This is a genomic window from Avibacterium paragallinarum, assembly GCF_011765605.1.
Taxonomy (GTDB): domain Bacteria; phylum Pseudomonadota; class Gammaproteobacteria; order Enterobacterales; family Pasteurellaceae; genus Avibacterium; species Avibacterium paragallinarum.
On record NZ_CP050316.1, the window covers coordinates 2,026,540 to 2,049,946 of the forward strand.

22 protein-coding genes and 1 pseudogene are annotated in these 23,407 nt (G+C 41.3%); 4 read left to right on the forward strand and 19 right to left on the reverse strand.

All coding sequences use genetic code 11. The features are described from left to right. Positions 1 to 46 precede the first annotated feature (46 nt). Together bamE and HBL79_RS09785 are read left to right on the forward strand one after the other, a co-directional pair. Complete coding sequence (gene bamE, locus HBL79_RS09780; protein ID WP_046097232.1) at positions 47 to 457, forward strand: outer membrane protein assembly factor BamE; 411 nt, start codon at positions 47 to 49, stop codon at positions 455 to 457. A gap of 43 nt (positions 458 to 500) precedes the next feature. Continuing rightward, on the forward strand, positions 501 to 1,184 hold the full coding sequence (locus tag HBL79_RS09785; RefSeq protein WP_035686320.1) for a winged helix-turn-helix domain-containing protein: 684 nt from the start codon (positions 501 to 503) through the stop codon (positions 1,182 to 1,184). A gap of 40 nt (positions 1,185 to 1,224) precedes the next feature. On the opposite strand, the gene HBL79_RS09790 is transcribed toward HBL79_RS09785, so the two are convergent. The 8 genes from HBL79_RS09790 to HBL79_RS09825 form a co-directional block, all read right to left on the reverse strand. Then, positions 1,225 to 1,782: an acetate uptake transporter gene (locus HBL79_RS09790; protein WP_035686323.1), complete on the reverse strand. Its 558-nt coding sequence runs from the start codon at positions 1,780 to 1,782 to the stop codon at positions 1,225 to 1,227. A gap of 352 nt (positions 1,783 to 2,134) precedes the next feature. Next, the gene (gene rpoC / locus HBL79_RS09795) at positions 2,135 to 6,397 is read right to left on the reverse strand and encodes a DNA-directed RNA polymerase subunit beta' (protein ID WP_035686326.1); all 4,263 of its coding nucleotides are present in this window, start codon (positions 6,395 to 6,397) and stop codon (positions 2,135 to 2,137) included. Positions 6,398 to 6,495: 98 nt separating this feature from the next. Then, positions 6,496 to 10,524 (reverse strand): DNA-directed RNA polymerase subunit beta, encoded by a 4,029-nt coding sequence (gene rpoB, locus HBL79_RS09800; protein WP_035686329.1) that lies wholly within the window; start codon positions 10,522 to 10,524, stop codon positions 6,496 to 6,498. Positions 10,525 to 10,911: 387 nt separating this feature from the next. Beyond that, on the reverse strand, positions 10,912 to 11,283 hold the full coding sequence (gene rplL, locus HBL79_RS09805; RefSeq protein ID WP_017805427.1) for a 50S ribosomal protein L7/L12: 372 nt from the start codon (positions 11,281 to 11,283) through the stop codon (positions 10,912 to 10,914). A gap of 51 nt (positions 11,284 to 11,334) precedes the next feature. Continuing rightward, a complete protein-coding gene (gene rplJ / locus HBL79_RS09810) occupies positions 11,335 to 11,826 on the reverse strand; it encodes a 50S ribosomal protein L10 (protein WP_017805428.1) in 492 nt (163 codons plus the stop codon). A gap of 366 nt (positions 11,827 to 12,192) precedes the next feature. Further along, the gene (gene rplA, locus HBL79_RS09815; protein ID WP_035686332.1) at positions 12,193 to 12,882 is read right to left on the reverse strand and encodes a 50S ribosomal protein L1; all 690 of its coding nucleotides are present in this window, start codon (positions 12,880 to 12,882) and stop codon (positions 12,193 to 12,195) included. 3 nt (positions 12,883 to 12,885) lie between these two features. Beyond that, positions 12,886 to 13,314, reverse strand: a complete 429-nt coding sequence (gene rplK, locus HBL79_RS09820) for a 50S ribosomal protein L11 (protein WP_017805430.1) — start codon at positions 13,312 to 13,314, stop codon at positions 12,886 to 12,888. Positions 13,315 to 13,461: 147 nt separating this feature from the next. After that, positions 13,462 to 13,860: a DUF4156 domain-containing protein gene (locus HBL79_RS09825; protein ID WP_051128079.1), complete on the reverse strand. Its 399-nt coding sequence runs from the start codon at positions 13,858 to 13,860 to the stop codon at positions 13,462 to 13,464. A 125-nt stretch (positions 13,861 to 13,985) separates the two neighbouring features. On the opposite strand from HBL79_RS09825, the gene HBL79_RS09830 reads away from it, so the two are divergent. After that, entirely contained in the window at positions 13,986 to 14,372 is a 387-nt protein-coding gene (locus HBL79_RS09830; RefSeq protein WP_035686336.1) for a helix-turn-helix domain-containing protein, read from the forward strand. A 46-nt stretch (positions 14,373 to 14,418) separates the two neighbouring features. Here HBL79_RS09830 and HBL79_RS09835 read toward each other — a convergent pair whose 3' ends face one another. From HBL79_RS09835 to rpsL, 7 genes are all read right to left on the reverse strand, one after another. Beyond that, positions 14,419 to 14,805 (reverse strand): hypothetical protein, encoded by a 387-nt coding sequence (locus tag HBL79_RS09835; protein WP_017807504.1) that lies wholly within the window; start codon positions 14,803 to 14,805, stop codon positions 14,419 to 14,421. Positions 14,806 to 14,862: 57 nt separating this feature from the next. Continuing rightward, a complete protein-coding gene (gene nusG / locus HBL79_RS09840) occupies positions 14,863 to 15,414 on the reverse strand; it encodes a transcription termination/antitermination protein NusG (protein ID WP_017807503.1) in 552 nt (183 codons plus the stop codon). Between the two features lies 1 nt (position 15,415). After that, a complete protein-coding gene (secE, locus tag HBL79_RS09845; protein ID WP_017807502.1) occupies positions 15,416 to 15,829 on the reverse strand; it encodes a preprotein translocase subunit SecE in 414 nt (137 codons plus the stop codon). A gap of 292 nt (positions 15,830 to 16,121) precedes the next feature. After that, the gene (tuf, locus tag HBL79_RS09850) at positions 16,122 to 17,306 is read right to left on the reverse strand and encodes an elongation factor Tu (RefSeq protein WP_035689535.1); all 1,185 of its coding nucleotides are present in this window, start codon (positions 17,304 to 17,306) and stop codon (positions 16,122 to 16,124) included. Between the two features lie 59 nt (positions 17,307 to 17,365). Further along, positions 17,366 to 19,468 carry an elongation factor G gene (fusA, locus tag HBL79_RS09855; protein ID WP_035686355.1) on the reverse strand — a complete coding sequence of 701 codons (2,103 nt, stop codon included), beginning with the start codon at positions 19,466 to 19,468 and terminating at the stop codon, positions 17,366 to 17,368. Positions 19,469 to 19,582: 114 nt separating this feature from the next. After that, on the reverse strand, positions 19,583 to 20,053 hold the full coding sequence (rpsG, locus tag HBL79_RS09860) for a 30S ribosomal protein S7 (protein WP_011609791.1): 471 nt from the start codon (positions 20,051 to 20,053) through the stop codon (positions 19,583 to 19,585). Positions 20,054 to 20,181: 128 nt separating this feature from the next. Beyond that, complete coding sequence (gene rpsL / locus HBL79_RS09865; RefSeq protein WP_017805438.1) at positions 20,182 to 20,556, reverse strand: 30S ribosomal protein S12; 375 nt, start codon at positions 20,554 to 20,556, stop codon at positions 20,182 to 20,184. 133 nt (positions 20,557 to 20,689) lie between these two features. Here rpsL and HBL79_RS09870 point away from each other — a divergent pair. After that, positions 20,690 to 21,511, forward strand: a pseudogene (locus HBL79_RS09870) (cysteine ABC transporter substrate-binding protein); the annotation flags it as partial. Between the two features lie 141 nt (positions 21,512 to 21,652). Here the strand turns inward: HBL79_RS09870 and HBL79_RS09875 are convergent. The 4 genes from HBL79_RS09875 to HBL79_RS09890 are packed head-to-tail and all read right to left on the reverse strand — an operon-like array spanning position 21,653 to position 23,407. Beyond that, positions 21,653 to 21,979, reverse strand: a complete 327-nt coding sequence (locus HBL79_RS09875; RefSeq protein WP_046097274.1) for a DsrH/TusB family sulfur relay protein — start codon at positions 21,977 to 21,979, stop codon at positions 21,653 to 21,655. Positions 21,980 to 22,002: 23 nt separating this feature from the next. After that, a complete protein-coding gene (tusC, locus tag HBL79_RS09880) occupies positions 22,003 to 22,365 on the reverse strand; it encodes a sulfurtransferase complex subunit TusC (RefSeq protein ID WP_035686360.1) in 363 nt (120 codons plus the stop codon). Next, entirely contained in the window at positions 22,362 to 22,742 is a 381-nt protein-coding gene (tusD, locus tag HBL79_RS09885) for a sulfurtransferase complex subunit TusD (protein WP_035686366.1), read from the reverse strand. The genes tusC and tusD overlap by 4 nt, the downstream gene beginning before the upstream one ends. Next, positions 22,742 to 23,407 carry a helix-turn-helix transcriptional regulator gene (locus HBL79_RS09890; protein WP_035686369.1) on the reverse strand — a complete coding sequence of 222 codons (666 nt, stop codon included), beginning with the start codon at positions 23,405 to 23,407 and terminating at the stop codon, positions 22,742 to 22,744. The genes tusD and HBL79_RS09890 overlap by 1 nt, the downstream gene beginning before the upstream one ends.

Consider the following 23,407-nt stretch of genomic DNA (forward strand, 5'->3'; position numbering starts at 1 on the left):
GTTTCGGTATTATCACCCCATTTATACAAAGGAAAAGGGAACCCTTATGCAATTAGAAACTCTTCTCACCACAGCGCTATTGGCTCTCAGCGTTACCGCCTGCTCAACCATCAGCCAAGTGGTTTACCGCATTGATGTGCCACAGGGCAACTACTTAGAAGCGGCAACAGTCGATCAAGTCAAAGTTGGAATGAATGCCCAGCAAGTGCAATATTTACTCGGCACGCCCGTCTTAATTGATCCATTTAGCAACAACACTTGGTATTACGTTTTCCTGATCCAAAAAGCGTATCAAAAACCTGATCAACACACCTTTGTTGTCAATTTTGATAATCGTGGCATTGTTACTCATCTTGATCTAGATAAACCATTGCCAAATAATGGTGAGGCCGAAGTAAACAATGCCATCATTGAACTAAAGCCAAAAGACAAAAGATGGTGGCAATTTTGGGAATAGATACTTAGTTCAAATTTTCTATAAAATATAAGGAATTGAGAAAATGACCAGATTGTTATTAATCAATGCTGGTACATCTCTTGTTTATGATTTGATTCACCTACTTCATAAGAATAATTTTGAAGTCGAAGAAACGAATGAACAAGACGTATTAAATCAATCAGAGGAACATTATCATCTGGCTATATTAGATATATCCCACACCAAGTCAGATCGTACTGTAATCCTACGACAAATTAGAGAACATTTTACTATCCCTATAATTGTAATAACCGCAGGTAATGCTATGAATCGCATTACCTGCTTAGAGCTAGGTGCAGATGACTGCTTATCTCAACCTTTCAATGAGCGTGAACTTATCACAAGAATTAATGCAATTTTACGTAGGATAAATGTAAGCCCTCATACTCTTAAGAAAAGTCAAGAAAATTATTACATTACATATAGCGAACTAGTTCTTGATATAAAAAAACAACAAGCGAGCCATAACGACCAAGATTTGGGATTGACCTCTACAGAATTTATTTTACTTCAATTACTAATTTCCCATCCAGGACAAATACTATCTCGAGAGTATTTAAGCATCAACGCTCTAGGCAAACATATCACACCCTTTGATCGCAGTATAGATATGCATATCTCAAACCTAAGAAAAAAACTCCCAAGAAGAAAAGACAATAACCTTTGGGTTAAAACACAACGAGGGAAAGGCTATCAGCTAATATGAATGATACATTTCACATTCTTATAGTTAATACTTTTAACCTTTAAATAGGAAGAATTTCTCTCCCAAAATTTTCGTTAATCATTTCTGCAGCGGCAAGGTAAAAAGCACAGAATGCGGTGATTAAGCCTAAACAGCCCCCCACTTGCACTAAACCGTGAAGCCCGAATCCATCGCCAATAGCCAACGCGTAAAAGGTTAGAACTAAGAAGAAAAAGATCGTGCGTAAGGCTTTTGGTTTACTGAATGAAGCGATGAACATCATTAAGGTGAATGTTCCCCAAGCGGCAAGGTAGCAACCTAAAAAGGCGGGGCTTGCTGCAGGCATAAATTGTACCAATAATGCCCAAGACCACCAAAATGCACCGTAGCTGATAAAGGCAGTAAAGCCAAACGTGTTACCTTTACGGTATTCCATCATACCTGCGATTAATTGTGCCGTTCCACCAAAAGCGAATGCCATTGCGAGTACGACGGAAATTCCGTCTTGTTTATCAAAGATACCCGCATTAATTAAGCTTAATAAAAATGTGGTTAATGCAAAACCGCATAAGCCTAACGGACCTGGATTTGCTAATTTTTCAGTTGTTTGCGTTGTCATAATATTCCTCAGAAAGAGATAAAATAAGAACGCGGATTATGCTAGATATTGTCTTGAAAATAAAGCGATTTTATAGAAATCAAGCGGAAAAATTTGGCGAAGATGATTTTTTAAGTGCGGTGTAAAATTTATAATTTTTTCACCGCGTTTTATGTGCTTTACTAAACATACCAAACACTATGCAATGTCAAAATGCACTGAATATCTTCTGTCTTACGCACTAATCCATTATTAAAATCAGTTTCTCTGCTAAACGCGGTAAAAAAATTATAAATTTTCTCACCGCACTTATTTATTTGCACAAATAAAAAAGCCCGACACAATGTTCGGGCTTTTAGTTGCTTGTTAGCGATTATTCTGCATCTTCTGCCATATTTAACATTTCAGCAAGACTTGCAGTTGCGTCGTCTGCGGTGAATGTAAATTCTGAAGCAATTTCTTCATCAGAGATGCTTGATGCTTTGGTTAATTGCTCAGGTTCAACGATACCTGCGGCACGGTTTTTCTGGCGTTGTTGGTGATACGCAAAACCTGTACCTGCTGGGATCAAGCGACCTACGATAACGTTCTCTTTCAAGCCACGTAATTCATCGCGTTTTCCTGCCACCGCAGCTTCGGTAAGCACACGAGTGGTTTCTTGGAACGATGCGGCGGAAATAAAGGATTCCGTTGCCAATGAGGCTTTGGTGATACCCAATAATTCACGCTCAAACTCAACCAATGGTTTACCTTCCGCTTCACGTTTTTGGTTGACAAGTTTCACACGTGCGACTTCCACTTGCTCACCTTCTAAGAACTCAGAGTCATAAGCCTTAGTGATAATAGCTTTACGCAACATTTGGCGAACGATCACTTCGATATGTTTATCGTTAATTTTTACCCCTTGCAAGCGGTAAACTTCTTGCACTTCGTTTACGATGTAATCGGTGACGGCGTGCACACCACGTAAGCGTAAAATATCGTGTGGGGTTTCTGCACCATCAGAAATCAGATCACCACGTTGTACCATTTCCCCTTCAAATACGTTGAGCTGACGCCATTTTGGAATCATTTCTTCGTACACTTCACCCTCAGTTGGTGTGATGAGTAAGCGGCGTTTACCTTTGGTTTCTTTACCGAAGGAAACAATACCTGAAATTTCTGCTAGGATTGCTGGCTCTTTCGGTTTACGCGCTTCAAAGAGATCCGCTACGCGTGGAAGACCACCGGTAATATCTTTTGTTCCCGCTGATTCTTGTGGAATACGCGCAAGGGAATCCCCCACGTGAACTTCCGCACCATCTTCAAGGGTTACAATCGCTTTACCTGGTAAGGTGTACTGTGCAGGTATATCTGAACCTGCAACAAGAATGTCGTTGCCTTGCGCATCAACAAGTTTGATGGTTGGACGTAAATCCTTACCTGCTGTTGCACGTTCACCCACATCTTGTACTACGATTGAAGATAAACCAGTTAATTCATCAGTTTGACGAGTTACAGTTACACCGTCAGTAATATCTACGAATTTCACGAAACCTGATACTTCAGAAACCACTGGCATTGTATGTGGATCCCAGTTCGCTACGGTTTCGCCTGCGTTCACTTCATCACCATCTGCTTTGTTTAATACCGCACCGTAAGGCACTTTATAATGCTCTTTGGTACGACCAAATGCGTCAATAATAGTTAATTCAGTGTTACGCGAAGTTAAGACCAATTTGCCTTCTTTGTTCGTTACGAATTTCACGTTAGCTAAACGTAACGTACCGTTATTCTTAACTTGAATGCTTGATTCTTTCGCAGCCGCAGATGCCGCACCACCAATATGGAACGTACGCATCGTTAGCTGTGTACCCGGCTCACCGATTGATTGTGCTGCGATAACCCCCACGGCTTCACCTTGGTTGATAAGGTGTCCGCGTGCAAGATCGCGTCCGTAACATTTCGCACACACACCAAAGTTGGTGTCACAAGTTACAACAGAGCGTACCTTGATGCTATCTACGGAATTTTCATCAATCAGATCACAAAGTTTTTCATCTAATAAAGTATTACGCGGAATTAAAACTTCGTCTGTACCCGGTTTTAAGATGTCTTCTGCCGCCACACGACCTAATACACGATCACGCAGAGGTTCTTTTACATCTCCCCCCTCGATTAATGGGGTCATTACGATACCTTCGTAAGTGCCACAGTCATCTTCGATGATCACTAAATCTTGTGCCACATCGACTAAACGGCGGGTTAAGTAACCAGAGTTCGCCGTTTTTAATGCGGTATCCGCCAAACCTTTACGCGCACCGTGGGTTGAAATAAAGTACTGAAGTACGTTCAAGCCTTCACGGAAGTTTGCGGTAATTGGTGTTTCGATAATTGAGCCGTCTGGACGCGCCATCAAACCACGCATACCTGCAAGCTGACGAATCTGTGCGGCAGAACCACGCGCTCCAGAATCTGCCATCATAAAGATGCTGTTAAATGAAGCTTGTTTTTCTAGCTCGCCTTCACGGTTTACCACTTCTTCTTGAGAAAGGTTTTCCATCATCGCTTTAGCTACTCGCTCATTCGCCGCTGCCCAAATATCGATTACTTTGTTATAACGCTCACCTGCTGTTACCAAACCTGATTGGAATTGCTCTTGGATTTCTGCAACTTCTTGTTCTGCAGCTGAAATAATTTCATATTTCTTCGCTGGGATCACCATATCGTCAATACCTACTGATGAACCAGAACGTGCAGCGTAAGCAAAACCGGTGTACATAATTTGGTCAGCAAACAATACGCTCGCTTTCAATCCTAAACGGCGATAGCTTTCGTTAATTAATTTTGAAATCGCTTTTTTGCCTAAGGTTTGGTTGAACAAGCTAAATGGCATACCTTTTGGTGCGATCATCCATAAAATGGCACGACCAATTGTGGTGTCCACAAGGCTGGTTTGCGGTACAAATTCGTTAGAAGCATCTTTCACATATTCTGTGATACGCACTTTCACACGAGAATGTAATTCCGCTTGACCTGTACGATAAGCTTTCTCTGCTTCGCGTGGATCTTGCAATAACATTCCTTCGCCTTTACCGTTCACTTTATCACGAGTCATATAGTAAAGACCTAATACAACGTCCTGTGATGGTACGATAATCGGCTCACCATTTGCTGGTGAAAGAATGTTGTTGGTTGACATCATCAAGGCACGCGCTTCAAGCTGTGCTTCAAGAGTTAATGGCACGTGAACCGCCATTTGGTCACCATCGAAGTCCGCGTTGAACGCCGCACACACTAATGGGTGCAATTGAATCGCTTTACCTTCAATTAAGATCGGTTCAAAGGCTTGAATACCCAAACGGTGCAAGGTTGGCGCACGGTTCAATAGGATTGGGTGTTCACGAATTACTTCTGCCAAAATATCCCATACGATTGCGTCTTCACGCTCAACCATTTTCTTCGCTGCTTTGATTGTAGTTGCAAAGCCACGGCTTTCTAATTTGGCATAAATAAATGGACGGAATAATTCCAACGCCATTTTTTTCGGTAAACCACATTGATGTAGATGTAAGTATGGCCCTACGGTGATTACAGAACGGCCTGAGTAATCTACACGTTTACCCAATAAGTTTTGACGGAAACGACCTTGTTTACCTTTGATCATATCCGCAAGTGATTTCAATGGACGGCGGTTAGAACCGGTAATTGCACGACCACGGCGACCATTATCTAATAACGCATCAACAGATTCTTGTAACATACGTTTTTCGTTACGCACGATAATATCTGGCGCAATCAAGTCTAATAAGCGTTTTAAACGGTTATTACGGTTGATCACTCGGCGATATAAATCGTTCAAATCTGAAGTGGCAAAACGTCCGCCATCAAGTGGCACTAATGGACGTAAATCTGGTGGTAACACTGGCAATACGGTCATCACCATCCACTCAGGTTTATTGCCTGATTGAATAAAAGATTCTAATAATTTTAAGCGTTTCGTGATTTTTTTGCGTTTGGTTTCTGAATTGGTTTCTTGCAACTCTTCACGCAAGGTTTCACATTCCACTTCTAGATCCATATCACGCAATAACGCTTGGATCGCTTCTGCACCCATTTTGGCTTCAAATTCATCGCCCCAACGGTCTTCTGCGTCCATATATTGTTCTTCCGTTAATAATTGACCTTTTTCAAGATCAGTCATTCCCGGCTCAGTAACAATGTAAGATTCAAAATAAAGTACACGTTCAATATCACGCAACGGCATATCTAATAATAAGCCGATGCGGGACGGTAAAGATTTTAAGAACCAGATATGAGCAACAGGTGAAGCAAGCTCAATATGCCCCATACGTTCACGGCGAACTTTTGCTTGTGTTACTTCTACGCCACATTTTTCACAAATTACCCCACGGTGTTTTAAGCGTTTATATTTTCCGCATAAACATTCGTAGTCTTTCACTGGCCCGAAAATACGCGCACAGAAAAGCCCGTCACGCTCTGGTTTAAACGTACGGTAGTTGATGGTTTCAGGTTTCTTAACTTCACCAAATGACCAAGAACGGATCATATCCGGTGAGGCTAAACCAATTTTGATCACATCAAAATCTTCGCTGGATTTAGATTGTGCTTTTAAAAACTTAACTAAGTCTTTCACAGATTTTGCTCCTGTCGGAGTTAAACTTATCCAAGTGCGGTGTAAAATTTTGAATTTTTTCACCGCACTTGAGCGTACTTTAGCTTTCGCTTATCAGATTATTCTTCGTCTAAGTCGATGTTGATACCGAGTGAACGAATTTCTTTCATAATTACGTTGAAAGATTCTGGTGTACCCGGATCCATTTGTTGGTTGCCACTCACGATGTTTTTGTACATCTTCGTACGGCCGTTCACATCATCGGATTTAACGGTAAGCATTTCTTGTAAGGTGTAAGCGGCACCATAAGCTTCAAGCGCCCAAACCTCCATCTCACCGAAACGCTGACCACCGAACTGAGCTTTACCACCCAATGGTTGCTGCGTAACAAGACTATAAGAACCTGTTGAACGCGCGTGCATTTTGTCATCAACTAAGTGGTTCAATTTGAGCATATACATATAACCTACGGTTACTGGACGTTCAAATTTCTCACCTGTGCGACCATCGTATAAGGTGATTTGACCTGAAGTTGGCAACCCACCTAGCTCTAATAAGCCTTTAATTTCTTCTTCGTGCGCACCATCAAATACTGGCGTTGCCAATGGTAAACCTTTGCGTAAGTTTTGCGCTAAACGCATCACTTCTTCATCGGTAAAGGTTGAAAGATCCACTTTTTGTGAACCGCCACCTAAATCATAGGCTTTTTGGATATAACCACGCAATTTCTCAACATCTTGTTTTTGTTTGATCATTGCATTGATTTGATCACCAATTCCTTTCGCAGCTAAACCTAAGTGCGTTTCAAGGATCTGACCGATGTTCATACGCGAAGGTACGCCCAGTGGGTTCAATACGATATCCACTGGCTGACCATTTTCGTCATACGGCATATCTTCAACTGGGTTGATTTTTGAGATAACCCCTTTGTTACCGTGACGACCCGCCATTTTATCCCCTGGTTGGATTTGGCGTTTCACCGCAAGATATACTTTCACCACTTTCAATACGCCCGGTGCAAGATCATCACCTTGGATAATTTTGCCGCGTTTCACTTCAAGTTTATGCTCAAAGTCTTTACGAAGTTCTTCATATTGCTCAGCTAATTGCTCTAACTGGCTTTGTTTCGCTTCGTCTGAAAGGGTTTGTTCTAACCATTTGGTGCGTTCTAGTTGATCTAATTGCGCAGCGTCAATTCCGCCTGAAATCAATAAGTTGCGAACGCGAGCAAACAAGCCTGCTTCTAAGATCTCTAATTCTTCCACAAGATCTTTCTTCGCTTGTTTTAACTGCATTTCTTCGATTTCTAAGGCACGTTTATCTTTTTCTACGCCATCACGGGTGAACACTTGAACGTCAATAACTGTACCTGATACGCTGTTTGGTACGCGTAATGAAGAATCTTTTACATCAGACGCTTTTTCACCAAAGATTGCGCGTAATAATTTTTCTTCTGGGGTTAATTGCGTTTCACCTTTTGGTGTTACTTTACCCACAAGAATATCGCCGCCTTTTACTTCTGCACCGATATACACAATCCCTGATTCATCAAGTTTGCTTAATGCCGCTTCACCTACGTTTGGAATATCTGCAGTGATTTCTTCAGAACCAAGTTTGGTATCACGCGCCACACAAGAAAGCTCTTGAATGTGAATGGTGGTAAAACGATCTTCTTGCACCACACGCTCAGACACTAACATTGAGTCTTCGAAGTTATAACCATTCCAAGGCATAAATGCCACGCGCATATTTTGACCAAGGGCAAGTTCACCTAAATCTGTTGAAGGGCCATCGGCAAGGATTTCACCACGCTCAATTGGCTCACCTAATTTCACGCAAGGAATTTGGTTAATACAGGTATTTTGGTTAGAGCGGGTATATTTCACAAGGTTGTAAATATCAATACCTGCTTCACCTGCAACGGTTTCATCTTCATTTACTTTTACAACGATACGCGAAGCATCAACGTATTGGATTGTTCCACCACGTTTTGCTACAACCGCAACACCAGAGTCTAACGCCACCGGTTTTTCCATACCTGTACCGACTAATGGTTTATCCGCACGCAAGGTTGGTACCGCTTGGCGTTGCATGTTCGCACCCATCAAGGCACGGTTCGCATCATCGTGTTCAAGGAACGGGATAAGCGCTGCCGCCACAGAAACGATTTGCTGTGTGGATACGTCCATATAGTGAATTTCTTCTGGACGATATAAACCAGACTCACCGTGTTCACCACGACAGGTTACGAAAGTATCGGTAAAGCGTAATTCATCATCTAAGTTTGAGTTCGCCTGCGCGATGATATATTTGCCTTCTTCAATAGCAGATAAATATTCAATTTCTTCAGTAACTTGACCATTTACCACTTTGCGGTATGGCGTTTCTAAGAAACCATAATCGTTAGTACGCGCATACACCGCTAAAGAGTTAATCAAACCGATGTTTGGACCTTCAGGGGTTTCGATTGGACACACGCGACCATAGTGAGTTGCGTGAACATCTCGCACCTCAAAGCCCGCACGTTCACGAGTTAAACCACCTGGCCCTAAGGCAGAAATACGGCGTTTATGAGTCACTTCTGAAAGCGGGTTATTTTGATCCATAAACTGGGAAAGTTGTGATGAACCAAAGAATTCTTTCACCGCTGCCGAAATTGGTTTGGCATTGATTAAATCTTGTGGTGTAACAGCTTCAAGATCGCCCAAAGAAAGACGCTCTTTCACCGCACGCTCAACACGCACCAAACCAATACGGAATTGGTTTTCTGCCATTTCACCTACTGAACGAATACGGCGGTTACCTAAGTGGTCAATATCATCAACTTCGCCACGGCCGTTACGGATATCGATTAATTTACGCATTACATTAACGATATCTTCTTTGCTTAAAATGCCACTGCCAGTGGTTTCTTCAATGCCTAAAGAGCGATTGAATTTCATACGACCTACCGCAGATAAATCATAGCGATCTGGTGAGAAGAATAGGTTATCAAATAAACCTTCTGCCGCTTCTTTTGTTGGCGGCTCACCTGGACGCATCATACGATAGATTTCAACTAATGCGCTTAAGCGATCAGTAGTTGGATCTACGCGTAAAGTATCTGAAATATACGGGCCGTAGTCTAAATCGTTAGTAAATAGGGTTTCGATCGTTTTGTAACCTGCTTGAGCAAGTTTCGCTAAAATCTCTAGCGTAATTTCACCATTGGCAGGACAAATCACTTCGCCAGTTTCAAGATCAACATAATCTTTCGCCGCCACTTTACCCACAATATATTCTGTTGGCACTTCAACCTGAGTCACATTGTCTTTTTCAAGGGCGCGAATATGACGAGCAGTAATACGGCGACCAACTTCAACATAAGTTTTTCCATTTGCCACAATATCGAAAGTTGCTGTTTCACCACGCAATCTTTCTGGCACTAAGGTCATTAATAATTTGTTATCTTCAATTTGGAAAACAACTTTATCGAAGAATAAGTCTAAAATTTCTTCTGTTGTATAGTTTAATGCACGCAAAATAATGGTTGCCGGCAATTTACGGCGGCGGTCAATACGCGCATATAAGTTATCTTTTGGATCAAACTCAAAATCTAACCAAGAACCACGGTAAGGAATAATACGTGCGTTATAAAGCACTTTTCCTGATGAGTGCGTTTTACCTTTGTCGCTATCAAAGAATACGCCTGGGCTACGGTGTAATTGCGAAACGATTACACGCTCAGTACCATTAATCACAAATGTTCCGTTATCTGTCATTAATGGGATTTCACCCATATAAACTTCTTGTTCTTTAATATCTTTAATTGTGCCTGGCGCGGCATCTTTGTCATAGCTAACAAGACGTAACTTCACACGCAATGGTGCAGCATAAGTGGTACCGCGAATTTGACATTCACGCACATCAAATACTGGCTCGCCTAAGCGATAGCTCACATATTGTAATTCGGTGTTGCCGTTGTTGCTTACAATCGGGAACACAGAACGGAACGCGGCTTCTAACCCTTGCTGACCTTCAGGATCTCTTTGGATAAATTTATCAAAAGAATCAAGTTGAATAGTTAATAAATAAGGTACATTTAAAACTTGCGGACGTTTGCCGAAGTCTTTACGAATACGTTTTTTCTCAGTATAGGAGTAACCCATTGGTTTTCCTCAATAAATTTTAGTGAGACCGAGTCGATATAAAACAAAAGTGCGGTCATTTTTTCACACAGTTTTTTATATCAATGATGAATCCGTTTTCAGATACCGCACTCTGAACCTTACTTCTGATGAACGGGTTGCCATCAAATTACCTAGAAATAAGCAATTCTGCCTATCTAAAAGAGAAATTTAACTTGATGATAACGCAACAAAACGGGAATTATTCAGTATATTTTTAATCCAAAATTGGCTTTGCGAATTAAAAATGGCTGGTCATTATATAAGAATAAATAAATAAAAGTCAAGGGACTAAAAATCATATAAACAAAAACCCCGATATCACTATCGGGGTCTTTAGAACCAGAATTGGTCGCGGAAAAATCAAAATTATTTGATTTCTACTTGTGCACCCGCTTCTTCTAATTCTTTCTTAAGTGCTTCAGCTTCTGCTTTAGCGATGCCTTCTTTCAATACTGCTGGTGCAGATTCAACTAAGTCTTTCGCTTCTTTTAAGCCTAAGCCAGTTGCACCGCGTACTGCTTTGATTACTGCTACTTTGTTAGCACCTGCTGCTGCAAGAACTACATCAAATTCAGTTTTTTCTTCTGCTGCAGCTGCGTCACCGCCAGCTGCTACTGCTACTGCAGCCGCTGCTGCTGAAACACCGAATTTTTCTTCCATCGCAGTGATTAATTCTACGATTTCAGTTACTGATTTAGAAGCAATCGCTTCAATGATTTGTTCGTTAGTTAATGACATAACAATCAATTCCTAAAGTAAATAAATTAAACCGAGTAAGAAAGGCTTGAATTAAGCCGCTTCTTGTAATTTGTCGCGTAATGCTGCAAGCGTACGAACAAGTTTTCCTGCTGCCGCTTCTTTCATTGTACCCATTAAACGTGCAATTGCTTCGTCGTAAGTTGGTAATGTTGCTAAGAATTCAACATCTTGGATCTTACCTTCAAAGGCTGCACCTTTAATTTCAAACTTATCATTTGCTTTTGCAAAATCTTTGAACAAACGTGCTGCTGCACCTGGGTGTTCAGTAGAGAATGCGATAAGTGTTGGACCTACAAACGCATCTTTTAAGCATTCGTAATCAGTGCCTTCAACTGCACGGCGTAATAATGTGTTACGCACAACACGCATTGAAACACCAGCTTCACGAGCTGCTTTACGTAATTCAGTCATTTTATCCACAGTAACACCGCGAGAATCCGCGATTACTGCTGATAGGGCACCTTTGGCTGCTTCATTTACTTCAGCAACAATTGCTTGTTTGTCTTGAAGATTTAATGCCATTGGCTTTAGCTCCTGATACACTCCGCCAAAGCGGAACTTACAAAAAATCTTAAAAAAACCGACCGCACTTTATAAACAAGCCAGTCTGCTTTTCTAAGCCTAAGGTGTCCAGAAGCAGAAAATTCTGTCTGTTCACCATCTACGTAGGATTTAAATTAAGAAATTGCTCACGCCATTTCACCTACGGTCTTGGACGGGGCTTGTATTGGCAAGCACCATCAATATTTTGCACTTCGCCCTTAAAGGCAACGTACAAAATTAAGGTGGCTAATTATAGTTATTTTTTAAACAAAGTAAAGCACTATTTGCACATTAGCCACGGAAAAAGTGCGGTCAAAAATTACCGCACTTTTCTATAAAACAGGATTATAGGCTGCTTTGATCGATCGCAACGCCTGCACCTTGAGTGGTAGAAAGACTTACTTTCTTAATGAACACGCCTTTCGCTGAAGCAGGTTTTGCTTTAGTTAAGGCTGCCAATAATGCTTGTAAGTTTTCTTTTAATTGCTCAGGGGTGAAGTCCGCTTTACCGATTGTGGTGTGAATGATACCGTTTTTATCATTACGGTAACGCACCTGACCTGATTTCGCATTTTTCACGGCTTCTGCAACGTTTGGTGTTACTGTACCCACTTTAGGGTTTGGCATTAAGCCACGCGGCCCTAAAATTTGACCTAATTGACCAACAACACGCATTGCATCTGGAGAAGCGATAACCACATCAAAATCCATTTCACCTTTTTTGATGCGTTCTGCTAAATCTTCCATACCCACTAAATCTGCACCTGCTTCTTTCGCCGCGTCTGCATTTGCACCTTGAGTGAACACAGCAACGCGAACGTTACGACCAGTACCATTTGGTAACACTGTCGCACCACGCACGTTTTGGTCAGATTTACGCGCATCAATACCAAGATTTACCGCCACATCAACGCTTTCTACGAATTTAGGGCTAGTAAATTGTTTTAATACTGCGATCGCATCATTGATCTCATAAGCTTTGGTTGAATCAACGCCCGCTTTGATTGCTTTCATACGTTTGGTTAGTTTAGCCATTGATTAGTCCTCCACTACCAAACCCATTGAACGTGCAGTACCTTCAATAGATTTCATCTTAGTTTCAATTGTCGCACCGGTCATATCTGCTGCTTTTGTTTCAGCGATTTCACGGATTTGAGCTTTAGTTACAGTACCCACTTTATCTTTATTCGGTTTACCAGAACCTGATTTGATACCGGCTGCTTTTTTCAATAATACAGCTGCTGGTGGAGTTTTTGTAACAAAAGTGAATGAACGGTCTGCATAAACAGTAATAACAACTGGAATCGGTAAACCTTTTTCTAAGCTTTCAGTACGTGCGTTGAATGCTTTACAGAATTCCATAATGTTCACACCTTGTTGACCTAATGCTGGACCAACTGGTGGTGAAGGGTTAGCCATACCTGCTGCAACTTGCAACTTAACATAGGCTTGAACTTTCTTTGCCATTTTAATTTCCTCGTTATGGGTGATAACGCTTTTCAGCTCCCCGTTAATTGAAACACATCAAAGATGCTTTACATAAAACCACGAGCAAGATGGCTGCTCGTGGTAGGGCGTGGATTATATGTTTTTTATATTTTTTAAGCAAGTGTATTATTTATCTCCGCACGAAAAAACACTTGCTGAAAACCAATAACTCTTAGGGAGAACAGGTTGGCAATCTTTCGTGAAACAAGATTTTCTACTACTATTAATTTTCAAAACACCTAATTTGTTAGCTCCAACAATATGAACAGCATTATTCCGTAAATCATTAAAAGCACTTTTTCTTAACATTTCAAAAGTCACTTGATACGCCATTTCTTGAGAAGATAACATATCCTCTCCTTCTATATCACCTAATGATTTACAACCATATGGTGTAGCATCTGTTGTAGTAATACTTTTGGCTTCATTTGTTAATTGTATTGGTCTGTATTCTGGAAACGATACACAACCTGATAATAAGATTGGACTTGAAGTTAAAATCAATTTTAATATAGCTTTTCTCATTTTTTCTCTCCATAGTATCAGTGTATTATGGTAAAGTTTACTTTCTAATTTAATTATTACCACCAACACACCGTATTGAAAATTAACCATTCAGTATGAAAAATTACACAATTAAGGTATAAAATATGAAAATCCACGAAACAGTGAGAACAATGCGAGAAATCAGTCAATTTACCCAAGAAGAAATGGCAGAGAAGTTGGGGATTTCAGTAAATGGATATTCAAAGCTAGAACGCGGCATTTCAAAATTAAGTTTAGAAAAATTAGAAAAGATCGCTGAAATTTTCCACATTAACGTTTCTGAACTATACTCAGCAACGGAAAAAGGATTTTTTTGTTTATTCAGTGAAAATAGCCAAAATAATTCCGTATATTACGCAAACAGCGATGCCGTTGCACAAGAAAACGAAAAACTCAAACTTATCATCACGCACAAAGAAGAGCTTCTAAAACAAAAAGAAAAAGAAATTCGGCAGTTAGAAGAAATTATCCGATTGTTGAAAAAGGAATAAAGTAACGGCTTTATTCCTTAAAGTGCGGTCGTTTTTTTACTGTTTTTTAAAACCGTTCGCAAGAAACCGTTGCGATTTCTTTATCGCCTTTAGAAACCGTTACCCCTCCGCTGAACTCATGTTCATCGCTCACACGGTTTTCCGATTTATACACCACATAATAATATTGCCCATTTTTGAGGTTATAGGCTTCCCAATAAGATCCTACGCCGTTCCATTTTTCAGAACGCGCTTCAACATCAGCAATTTTGTTTTTAAAAACTAACTCGGGCTTGCCTGGTTTGCCAAAACTGTACTCATAATATCCCTCGCTTTCTATTAAGGCAATTTGCTTACCTTTCGCCGTAAAACAAGAAAACACAATATAATCTTCTGCCAAGAGCGGTGAAGAACAAAGCCCTGCAAGCAGAAATAGCCCTAGATATTTTTTCATTTTATTCACCCAAATAAACCCAAAGAAAAAGGTAAGCCTTAGCTTACCTTTTGTATATTAACTATTTTTTTCTACCTGACTAAATTCAAGCTCCACAGGAGTCGCTCGACCAAAAATAGAAACGGACACTTTTAAACGCCCTTTATCATAATCAATTTCTTCCACCGTACCATTAAAGTCAGCAAATGGTCCTTCTTTAACACGCACTTCTTCACCCGGTTGGAAGACAGTTCTTGGTTTTGGTTTGTCGGAATTTTGCTCAAGTCGATTTAAGATAATATCCGCTTCGCGATTGCTGATTGGTGCTGGTTTATCTGGCGTTCCGCCGATAAAACCCATTACACGAGGCACACTACGCACGAGCTGCCAAGTATAATCGTTCATTTCCATTTGTACCAAAACATAACCTGGAAAATATTTACGCTCACTTTTACGGCGTTTACCCCCGACATTTTCAACCACTTCTTCGGTAGGCACTAAGACTTCACCAAATTGCTCTTCCATTTGGTGCAATTTAATATATTCGCGTAATGTTGCTGCTACACGGCCTTCAAAGCCAGAAAATGCTTGTAACACATACCAGCGTTTCTTTGCTGTATTCTCTGCCATTTTAGAACCTCAAATTTGTTAAGAAATTAATTACAGAAACAATAATAGAATCAAGCCCCCACAAGATTAGAGAAACAATAACCGTAACAGTCACCACAATTAAGGTTGTCTGCATTGCCTCTTGACGAGTCGGCCAAACAATTTTTCTTAATTCTGTATATGAATCTCTCAAAAAGAGTCTTGCTTTTACACCTTGATTAGTTATTGCAAGAATAACAAGAGTAATAAGTAATAAAATTACGATTCCAACAACTCGAATTGGAGTAGAAAATTGGTTAGCAAAATAAATATTGCCTACCGCAGAAATAACAATAATGCAGATTGCCAATAGCCACAAAAACGTATTTAGCCCTTTTGACTTTTGATTACTTTCCGCCCCTTGAGCATGTTTATGTTTATGAATGTCTAACGCCATAATGTTTATCCATTATTTAATTTTATATTGGGATATACTTCGAACGGTGAATTGTATCATTTTCTTATTTTATTGCCTATTAAAAATAAGAGAAATTTTCACGATTTCATACAATAAGGACATAAATCTGCGCAAAGAAAAAACTCATAAAATTTATACCGCACTTTATTTATTCTTTTATAACAAAAGTGCGGTCATTTTTTCCAAATTTTTCATTGCAAAATCCAAGCAAAACAAAAGGGCATCTTTCGATGCCCTCTCTTAACTTTCTAGTGCTACCTAGCAATCATCATTATTTGATGATTTTCGCTACCACACCCGCACCTACTGTACGACCACCTTCACGAATCGCAAAGCGTAAACCTTGGTCCATCGCGATTGGGTGAATTAAGCTTACTGTCATTTTGATGTTATCGCCTGGCATTACCATTTCCACGCCTTCTGGTAACTCGATTGTTCCTGTTACGTCAGTTGTACGGAAATAGAATTGTGGACGGTAACCTTTGAAGAATGGAGTGTGACGACCACCTTCTTCTTTTGATAATACGTAAACTTCTGATTCGAAGTCTGTGTGTGGTGTGATTGAACCTGGTTTCGCTAATACTTGACCACGTTCGATTTCTTCACGTTTTGTACCACGTAATAATGCACCGATGTTTTCACCCGCACGACCTTCGTCAAGTAATTTACGGAACATTTCAACACCTGTTACGGTAGTTTTCGCAGTTTCTTTGATACCTACGATTTCTACTTCATCACCCGTGCGGATAATACCACGCTCTACACGGCCTGTTACTACTGTACCACGACCTGAGATTGAGAATACGTCTTCGATTGGTAATAAGAATGGTTGGTCAATCGCACGCTCTGGCTCTGGAATGTAAGTGTCTAAGTGGTTTGCTAACTCAAGGATTTTTTCTTCCCATTGTGCATCACCTTCTAAGGCTTTTAACGCTGAACCGCGTACGATTGGAGTATCATCACCTGGGAAATCATATTGAGATAGAAGCTCACGCACTTCCATTTCTACTAATTCTAATAACTCTTCGTCATCTACCATATCGCATTTGTTTAAGAATACGATGATGTATGGTACACCTACTTGGCGACCTAATAAGATGTGCTCACGAGTTTGTGGCATTGGGCCATCTGTCGCTGCTACTACAAGAATTGCACCGTCCATTTGTGCCGCACCAGTGATCATATTTTTAACATAGTCCGCGTGTCCTGGGCAGTCAACGTGTGCATAGTGGCGAGTTGGGGTATCGTATTCAACGTGTGAGGTGTTGATGGTGATACCACGTGCTTTTTCTTCTGGTGCATTATCAATTTGATCAAATGCACGTGCTGAACCACCGTAGTGTTTCGCTAATACTGTGGTGATCGCTGCTGTTAAAGTTGTTTTACCATGGTCAACGTGGCCGATTGTACCCACGTTTACGTGCGGTTTTGTACGTTCAAATTTTTCTTTAGACATTGCTAATGTTTCCTTTGTTTATTGTTCCGCAGCCCAATGGCTACGGAACATTGATTAAATTATTTTTTACGTGCTTCAATCACTGCCGCAGCAACGCTTGCAGGTGCTTCAGCATATTTCAATGGCTCCATTGAGTATGATGCACGACCTTGAGTTTGTGAACGAAGATCTGTCGCATAACCAAACATTTCAGAAAGTGGAACTTCTGCGTTGATCTTAACAACAAATTCACTTGCTTCTTGGCCATTTACCATCGCACGACGACGGCTTAAATCACCAATTACATCACCCACATACTCTGGTGGAGTTTCAACTTCCACTTTCATAATTGGCTCAAGTAATACTGGGTTTGCTTTATTGAACGCGGCCTTGAATGCAATAGAAGCTGCAAGTTTAAATGCTAACTCAGATGAGTCCACATCGTGGTATGAACCGAAGTGTAAACGTACACCTAAATCTACTACTGGGTAGCCCGCTAATGGACCAGATTTAAGTTGCTCTTGAATACCTTTATCAACCGCTGGGATATATTCACCCGGAATTACACCACCTTTGATTTCGTTGACAAATTCGTAACCTGGACCTTCTGGATCTAATGGGTACAAGTCGATAACAACGTGACCATATTGACCGCGACCACCAGATTGTTTTGCGTGTTTACCTTCAACATCATTCACGCGAGTACGGATAGTTTCACGGTAAGATACTTGTGGTTTACCGATGTTTGCTTCCACTTTAAACTCACGTTTCATACGGTCAACGATGATATCTAAGTGTAACTCACCCATACCAGAAATAATGGTTTCACCTGATTCTTCGTCAGTATGAACACGGAATGAAGGGTCTTCTTGTGCAAGACGTCCTAACGCTAAGCCCATTTTCTCTTGGTCAGCTTTTGTTTTTGGCTCTACCGCAACAGAAATTACTGGCTCTGGGAATTCCATACGTTCAAGAATGATTGGTGCATCAACTGCACATAATGTATCACCTGTACCCACATCTTTTAAGCCGATCGCTGCTGCAATATCTCCTGCACGAACTTCTTTGATCTCTTCACGTTTGTTAGCGTGCATTTGTACGATACGACCAAAACGTTCACGTTTATCTTTCACAGAATTCAATACGGTTGCACCAGACTCAACCACACCAGAATACACACGGAAGAAGGTTAAGTTACCCACGAATGGGTCGGTTGCAATTTTGAATGCAAGTGCTGCAAACGGTTCATTATCATCTGCGTGACGCTCGCCTTCAGTTTCATCAGGGTTAATCCCTTTGATTGAAGCGATGTCTGTTGGTGCTGGTAAGTAATCAATTACCGCATCAAGCATTGCTTGTACACCTTTGTTCTTGAACGCAGAACCACAGGTTACAAGAATGATTTCTGTCGCTAATGCACGCTGACGAAGTGCACCTTTGATTTCTTCTTCAGTTAATTCTTCACCGCCAAGGTATTTTTCCATTAACTCTTCTGAAGCTTCAGCAGCAGATTCAACTAAATTTTGACGCCACTCTTCACATAAATCAAGCATATCTGCAGGAATATCATCATAGGTAAATGTCATACCTTGATCCGCTTCATTCCAGTTAATTGCTTTCATCTTGATCAGGTCAACAACACCTTTGAAATTTTCTTCAGCCCCGATTGGAAGTTGAAGAGGGACAGCATTTCCCCCTAAGCGAGTTTTGATTTGCTCAACAACGCGTAGGAAGTTTGCACCTGTACGGTCCATTTTATTTACGAACGCAATACGAGGTACTTTATATTTATTTGCTTGACGCCATACCGTTTCAGACTGAGGTTGAACACCACCTACTGCACAGTACACCATTACCGCACCATCAAGAACACGCATTGAACGTTCTACTTCGATAGTAAAGTCAACGTGTCCCGGCGTGTCGATAACGTTAATACGGTGTTGTGGGTATTGTTGCGACATACCAGACCAGAAAGCCGTTGTTGCCGCAGAAGTGATGGTAATACCACGCTCTTGTTCTTGTTCCATCCAGTCCATGGTAGCTGCACCATCGTGCACCTCACCAATTTTGTGACTAACACCTGTATAGAATAGAATACGCTCTGTGGTTGTTGTTTTACCAGCATCAATGTGAGCACTAATCCCGATATTACGATAGCGCTCAATAGGAGTTACACGAGCCATTATTATTTCCTTGTTTGATTTCCTTGCTTGGAATCAATAAATTAAAATTTTAAATATGCACAAGGCTTCACCGCACAAAATGAGATGAAGCCTAGCAATCGTTTGAATAAAAAATTACCAACGGTAATGAGCAAACGCTTTGTTGGCTTCAGCCATACGGTGAACGTCTTCACGTTTTTTCACTGCTGCACCTTTGTTTTCAGAAGCATCAGATAATTCGTTTGCTAAACGTAAAGCCATTGATTTATCACCACGTTTACGAGCTGCTTCAACAATCCAACGCATACCTAATGCGTTACGACGAGTTGGGCGTACTTCAACGGGCACTTGATAAGTCGAACCACCAACACGACGAGATTTAACCTCAACAGTTGGACGAACGTTTTCTAATGCGATTTCAAAAGCTTCTAAAGCTTCTTTACCTGTACGTTGAGATAAAGTTTCTAACGCACCATAAACGATAGATTCGGCGATAGATTTTTTACCATCTACCATTAATACATTAATAAATTTCGCAAGTAATTCTGATCCGAACTTTGGATCTGGAAGAATTTTGCGTGGTTCAATACGACGACGACGTGGCATTGCAATTTCTCCGTTTTTTAATCTTCAGGATTATCCAAAACTCTGTTGTGTAAGAGAGCTTACGTTTACTGGAGTTTATGATAATTATTTAATTTAATTAGCGTTTGGCCTTACTTAACGGAGAACCATTAAGCTTTAGGACGTTTCACGCCGTATTTAGAACGACCTTGTTTACGATCTTTAACGCCAGCACAGTCTAATGCACCGCGTACAGTGTGATAACGCACACCCGGTAAATCTTTAACACGACCGCCACGGATAAGCACAACGCTGTGCTCTTGAAGGTTATGACCTTCACCGCCGATATAAGAAGTTACTTCGTAACCATTTGTTAAACGAATACGGCATACTTTACGTAATGCTGAGTTCGGTTTTCTAGGTGTAGTTGTGTACACACGAGTACACACGCCACGTTTCTGCGGGCAAGCCTCTAATGCAGGAACGTTGCTTTTTACAACCTTTTTAACACGCGGTTTGCGTACTAGCTGGTTGATAGTTGCCATTAAAAAAGCTCCAGTTTATTAAATGTTATTCATAAAAGAATGTTTACTTTTTACTCTATCTTAGAATAGATAGACGCCGAATTTTAATCTTGAATGCGTGCAATGTCAAGGCTAAGAAAAACATCGTCTAAAACTCACCGCACTTTTTGCCGCCAGCTTATTTGCACTCGGACTAACCGCTTGTAATGACAAAGAAAATGCCGAAAATCGGATCTAAGCCCTACAAAAAAATGGCACGGTTCGCATTGGCGTTTTCAGCGACAAACCGCCGTTCGGCTATGTGGATAATCAAGGCGAAAGCCAAGGCTTTGATGTGGAAATTGCCAAAGCTATCGGCAAAGATTTGCTCGGCGATGAAAACAAGGTGCAATATGTGCTAGTGGAAGCGGCGAACCGCGTGGAATATCTCCAATCAAACAAAGTGGATATTATCCTCGCCAATTTCACCGTAACCCCAGCCCGCCAAGAAGTGGTGGATTTTACCAAGCCTTATATGCAAGTGGCATTGGGCGTGGTGTCCAAAGACGGGGCGGTGATCACCGACGTGAAACAGCTTGAGGGTAAAACATTGCTGGTAAACAAAGGCACAACCGCCGATGCCTATTTCAGCAAAAACTACCCGAATATTAAGCTATTAAAATTTGAACAAAACACCGAAACCTTTGAAGCCCTCCGCGACGGACGTGGCGATGCCCTCGCCCACGACAACACCCTATTATTCGCGTGGGCAAAAGAAAACCCAGGCTTCACCGTAGGCATTAAAAACCTCGGCGATCAAGATTTCATCGCCCCCGCAGTGAAAAAAGGCGACACCCAACTCTTAAACTGGCTCAATGACGAAATAGTCAAACTCGGCAAAAACGGCACACTCAAACAAGCCTACGACAAAACCCTACTGCCGATTTATGGTGATACTATTAAAGAAAGCGATGTTTTAGTGGATTATGCCAACTAAAATCCCCTAAAAGCAAAAAGTGCGGTGTAATTTCCACTATGTTTTTTCGCAATAAAAAACACAAAAAAAAATCCCACCGCACTTTGTTTTGTTAGGGAAAACCTTAACCATTCCGCTAATTATTATTCTTCCATAGAAGCCTTACAACCCCACCTGCGGGAAATACTTTTCTGTTAAATCCACAAAATCGGTTAAAGAAATTGACCGCACTTTGCTTTGTTTCTTATCCGCCTCGTTATCTGTTTTATTATCCGTAAAGTGCAGTAGGATTTCGTGGAGGTTTCGGGCGGTGAGATCATTTTCCAACACGTAGCAAGGTACGCTTAGTCGGGCAAAAAGGGCGGGGTGTTTGAGAGGGAGGAGTACGCCGTCTTGCCATAACACAAGACAATCCTGCGGGGTGAGATGAGCGAAGTGGCGGGTGAGGGTTTGGCTGTCGTAATCAGCTTTAGCAAAAGTATAAAGCATCGGTATTTCCAATAAATCAAGAGTTAAAATGTCAGCACTTTTTCTGCTTGTTGTAATTTTTCGATTAATGCGGAACGCGGTAAGATTTCACAATCAAGCAGCCAATTCGCCTGTTCAAGCTGAAAGGCTTGCACCGATTGGTGGCACAGGTAACGCTGTTCGATGTCGTATAAATCCAGCAATTTGAAAGCTTGAGTGAAATTTTTTTGCAAAATTTGTTCGCTTTGCTGATTGGCAAGGATATTGAAAACCCCGTCATCAAGGAAAAAAACCGCAATTTCACTTTCATCACAAAAAGCGGTGGCGGCGAGCAGTGCGTCTAGCCCTTCGCGGCTCGTTGCTGTGCCATAGGGGGCTTGGGTAAATACAAATGCCAATTTAATCATAGGGTTATCACTCGGTCAGCGGTTAATACGGCTTGGCTAAATTCCCCTAAGCCTGCGAGTACGAAGCCGTCAGCGAGATTGCTTTGCTGTTTGTCTTTGCTACTTAACGCATCCACCACGCCACGCCGTTGCGAGGCGGCAATGCACAAATGAAGCGGGATTTGGTGCTGTTGGCTGAGAGTTTGCCACGCCTGTTGAAGATTAAATTCATCGTTGGCAGGGTAAACAAAGCCATTGCCGTTGCTTACGCCATTTTGGAAGAAAAACACTTGGCTGATTTGATGCCCCTTTTCGAGTAGGGCTTGTGCGAATTGGTAGGCTAAAAATGCCCCTTGTGAGCCATAAACGGGCTGTTTTATCGCCAATACATACCGCATTATTTTGCCTCATCCTGCTTGATTTGACGGATATATAAATACACCGTATGGCGTGAAATATTGAGCCGTTCTGCCACCAGATTAATGGCATCTTTGATGTCAAAAATCCCTTTTTCGTAAAGCGAAAGCACGATTTGACGGTTTTTATTGTTGTTCGCCACAAGACGATCAGCAGTAATTTCTTCTACCGTTTGTTCAATGGTTTGGCTCACTAACTCTTCTACGGAGCTGGCAAAATTCACGTCAGAGGCTAAATGTTGTTCGGAATCGGGCATTAATGCCTGAATAAACTGCGAAACGGGCACATCGAGATTAATATTGATGCACAGTAAACCGATAATGCGTTTTTCTCGATTGCGAATGGCGATGGTTACCGATTTCATCAGCCCCGTGCCTTTGGCTCGGGTGAAATAAGGTTTGGACACATTTTCCGTTTGCATTGTTTTAAGGGATTTTAGGGCAAAATCCGTGATGGGCGATCCCACTTTGCGGTGAGTGTTATGCCCATTGGCAATGCAAATGGCAGAATGTTCAAAATCTTCGAGAGAATGTAGCACGATTTCGCAATGACTGCCGATTAAGGCACTCACGCCGTCCACCACCGCCACATAGGAATTCAAAATCGCACGATCTTCATCAGTAAAAGGGCGTCTATCCGTTAGCAT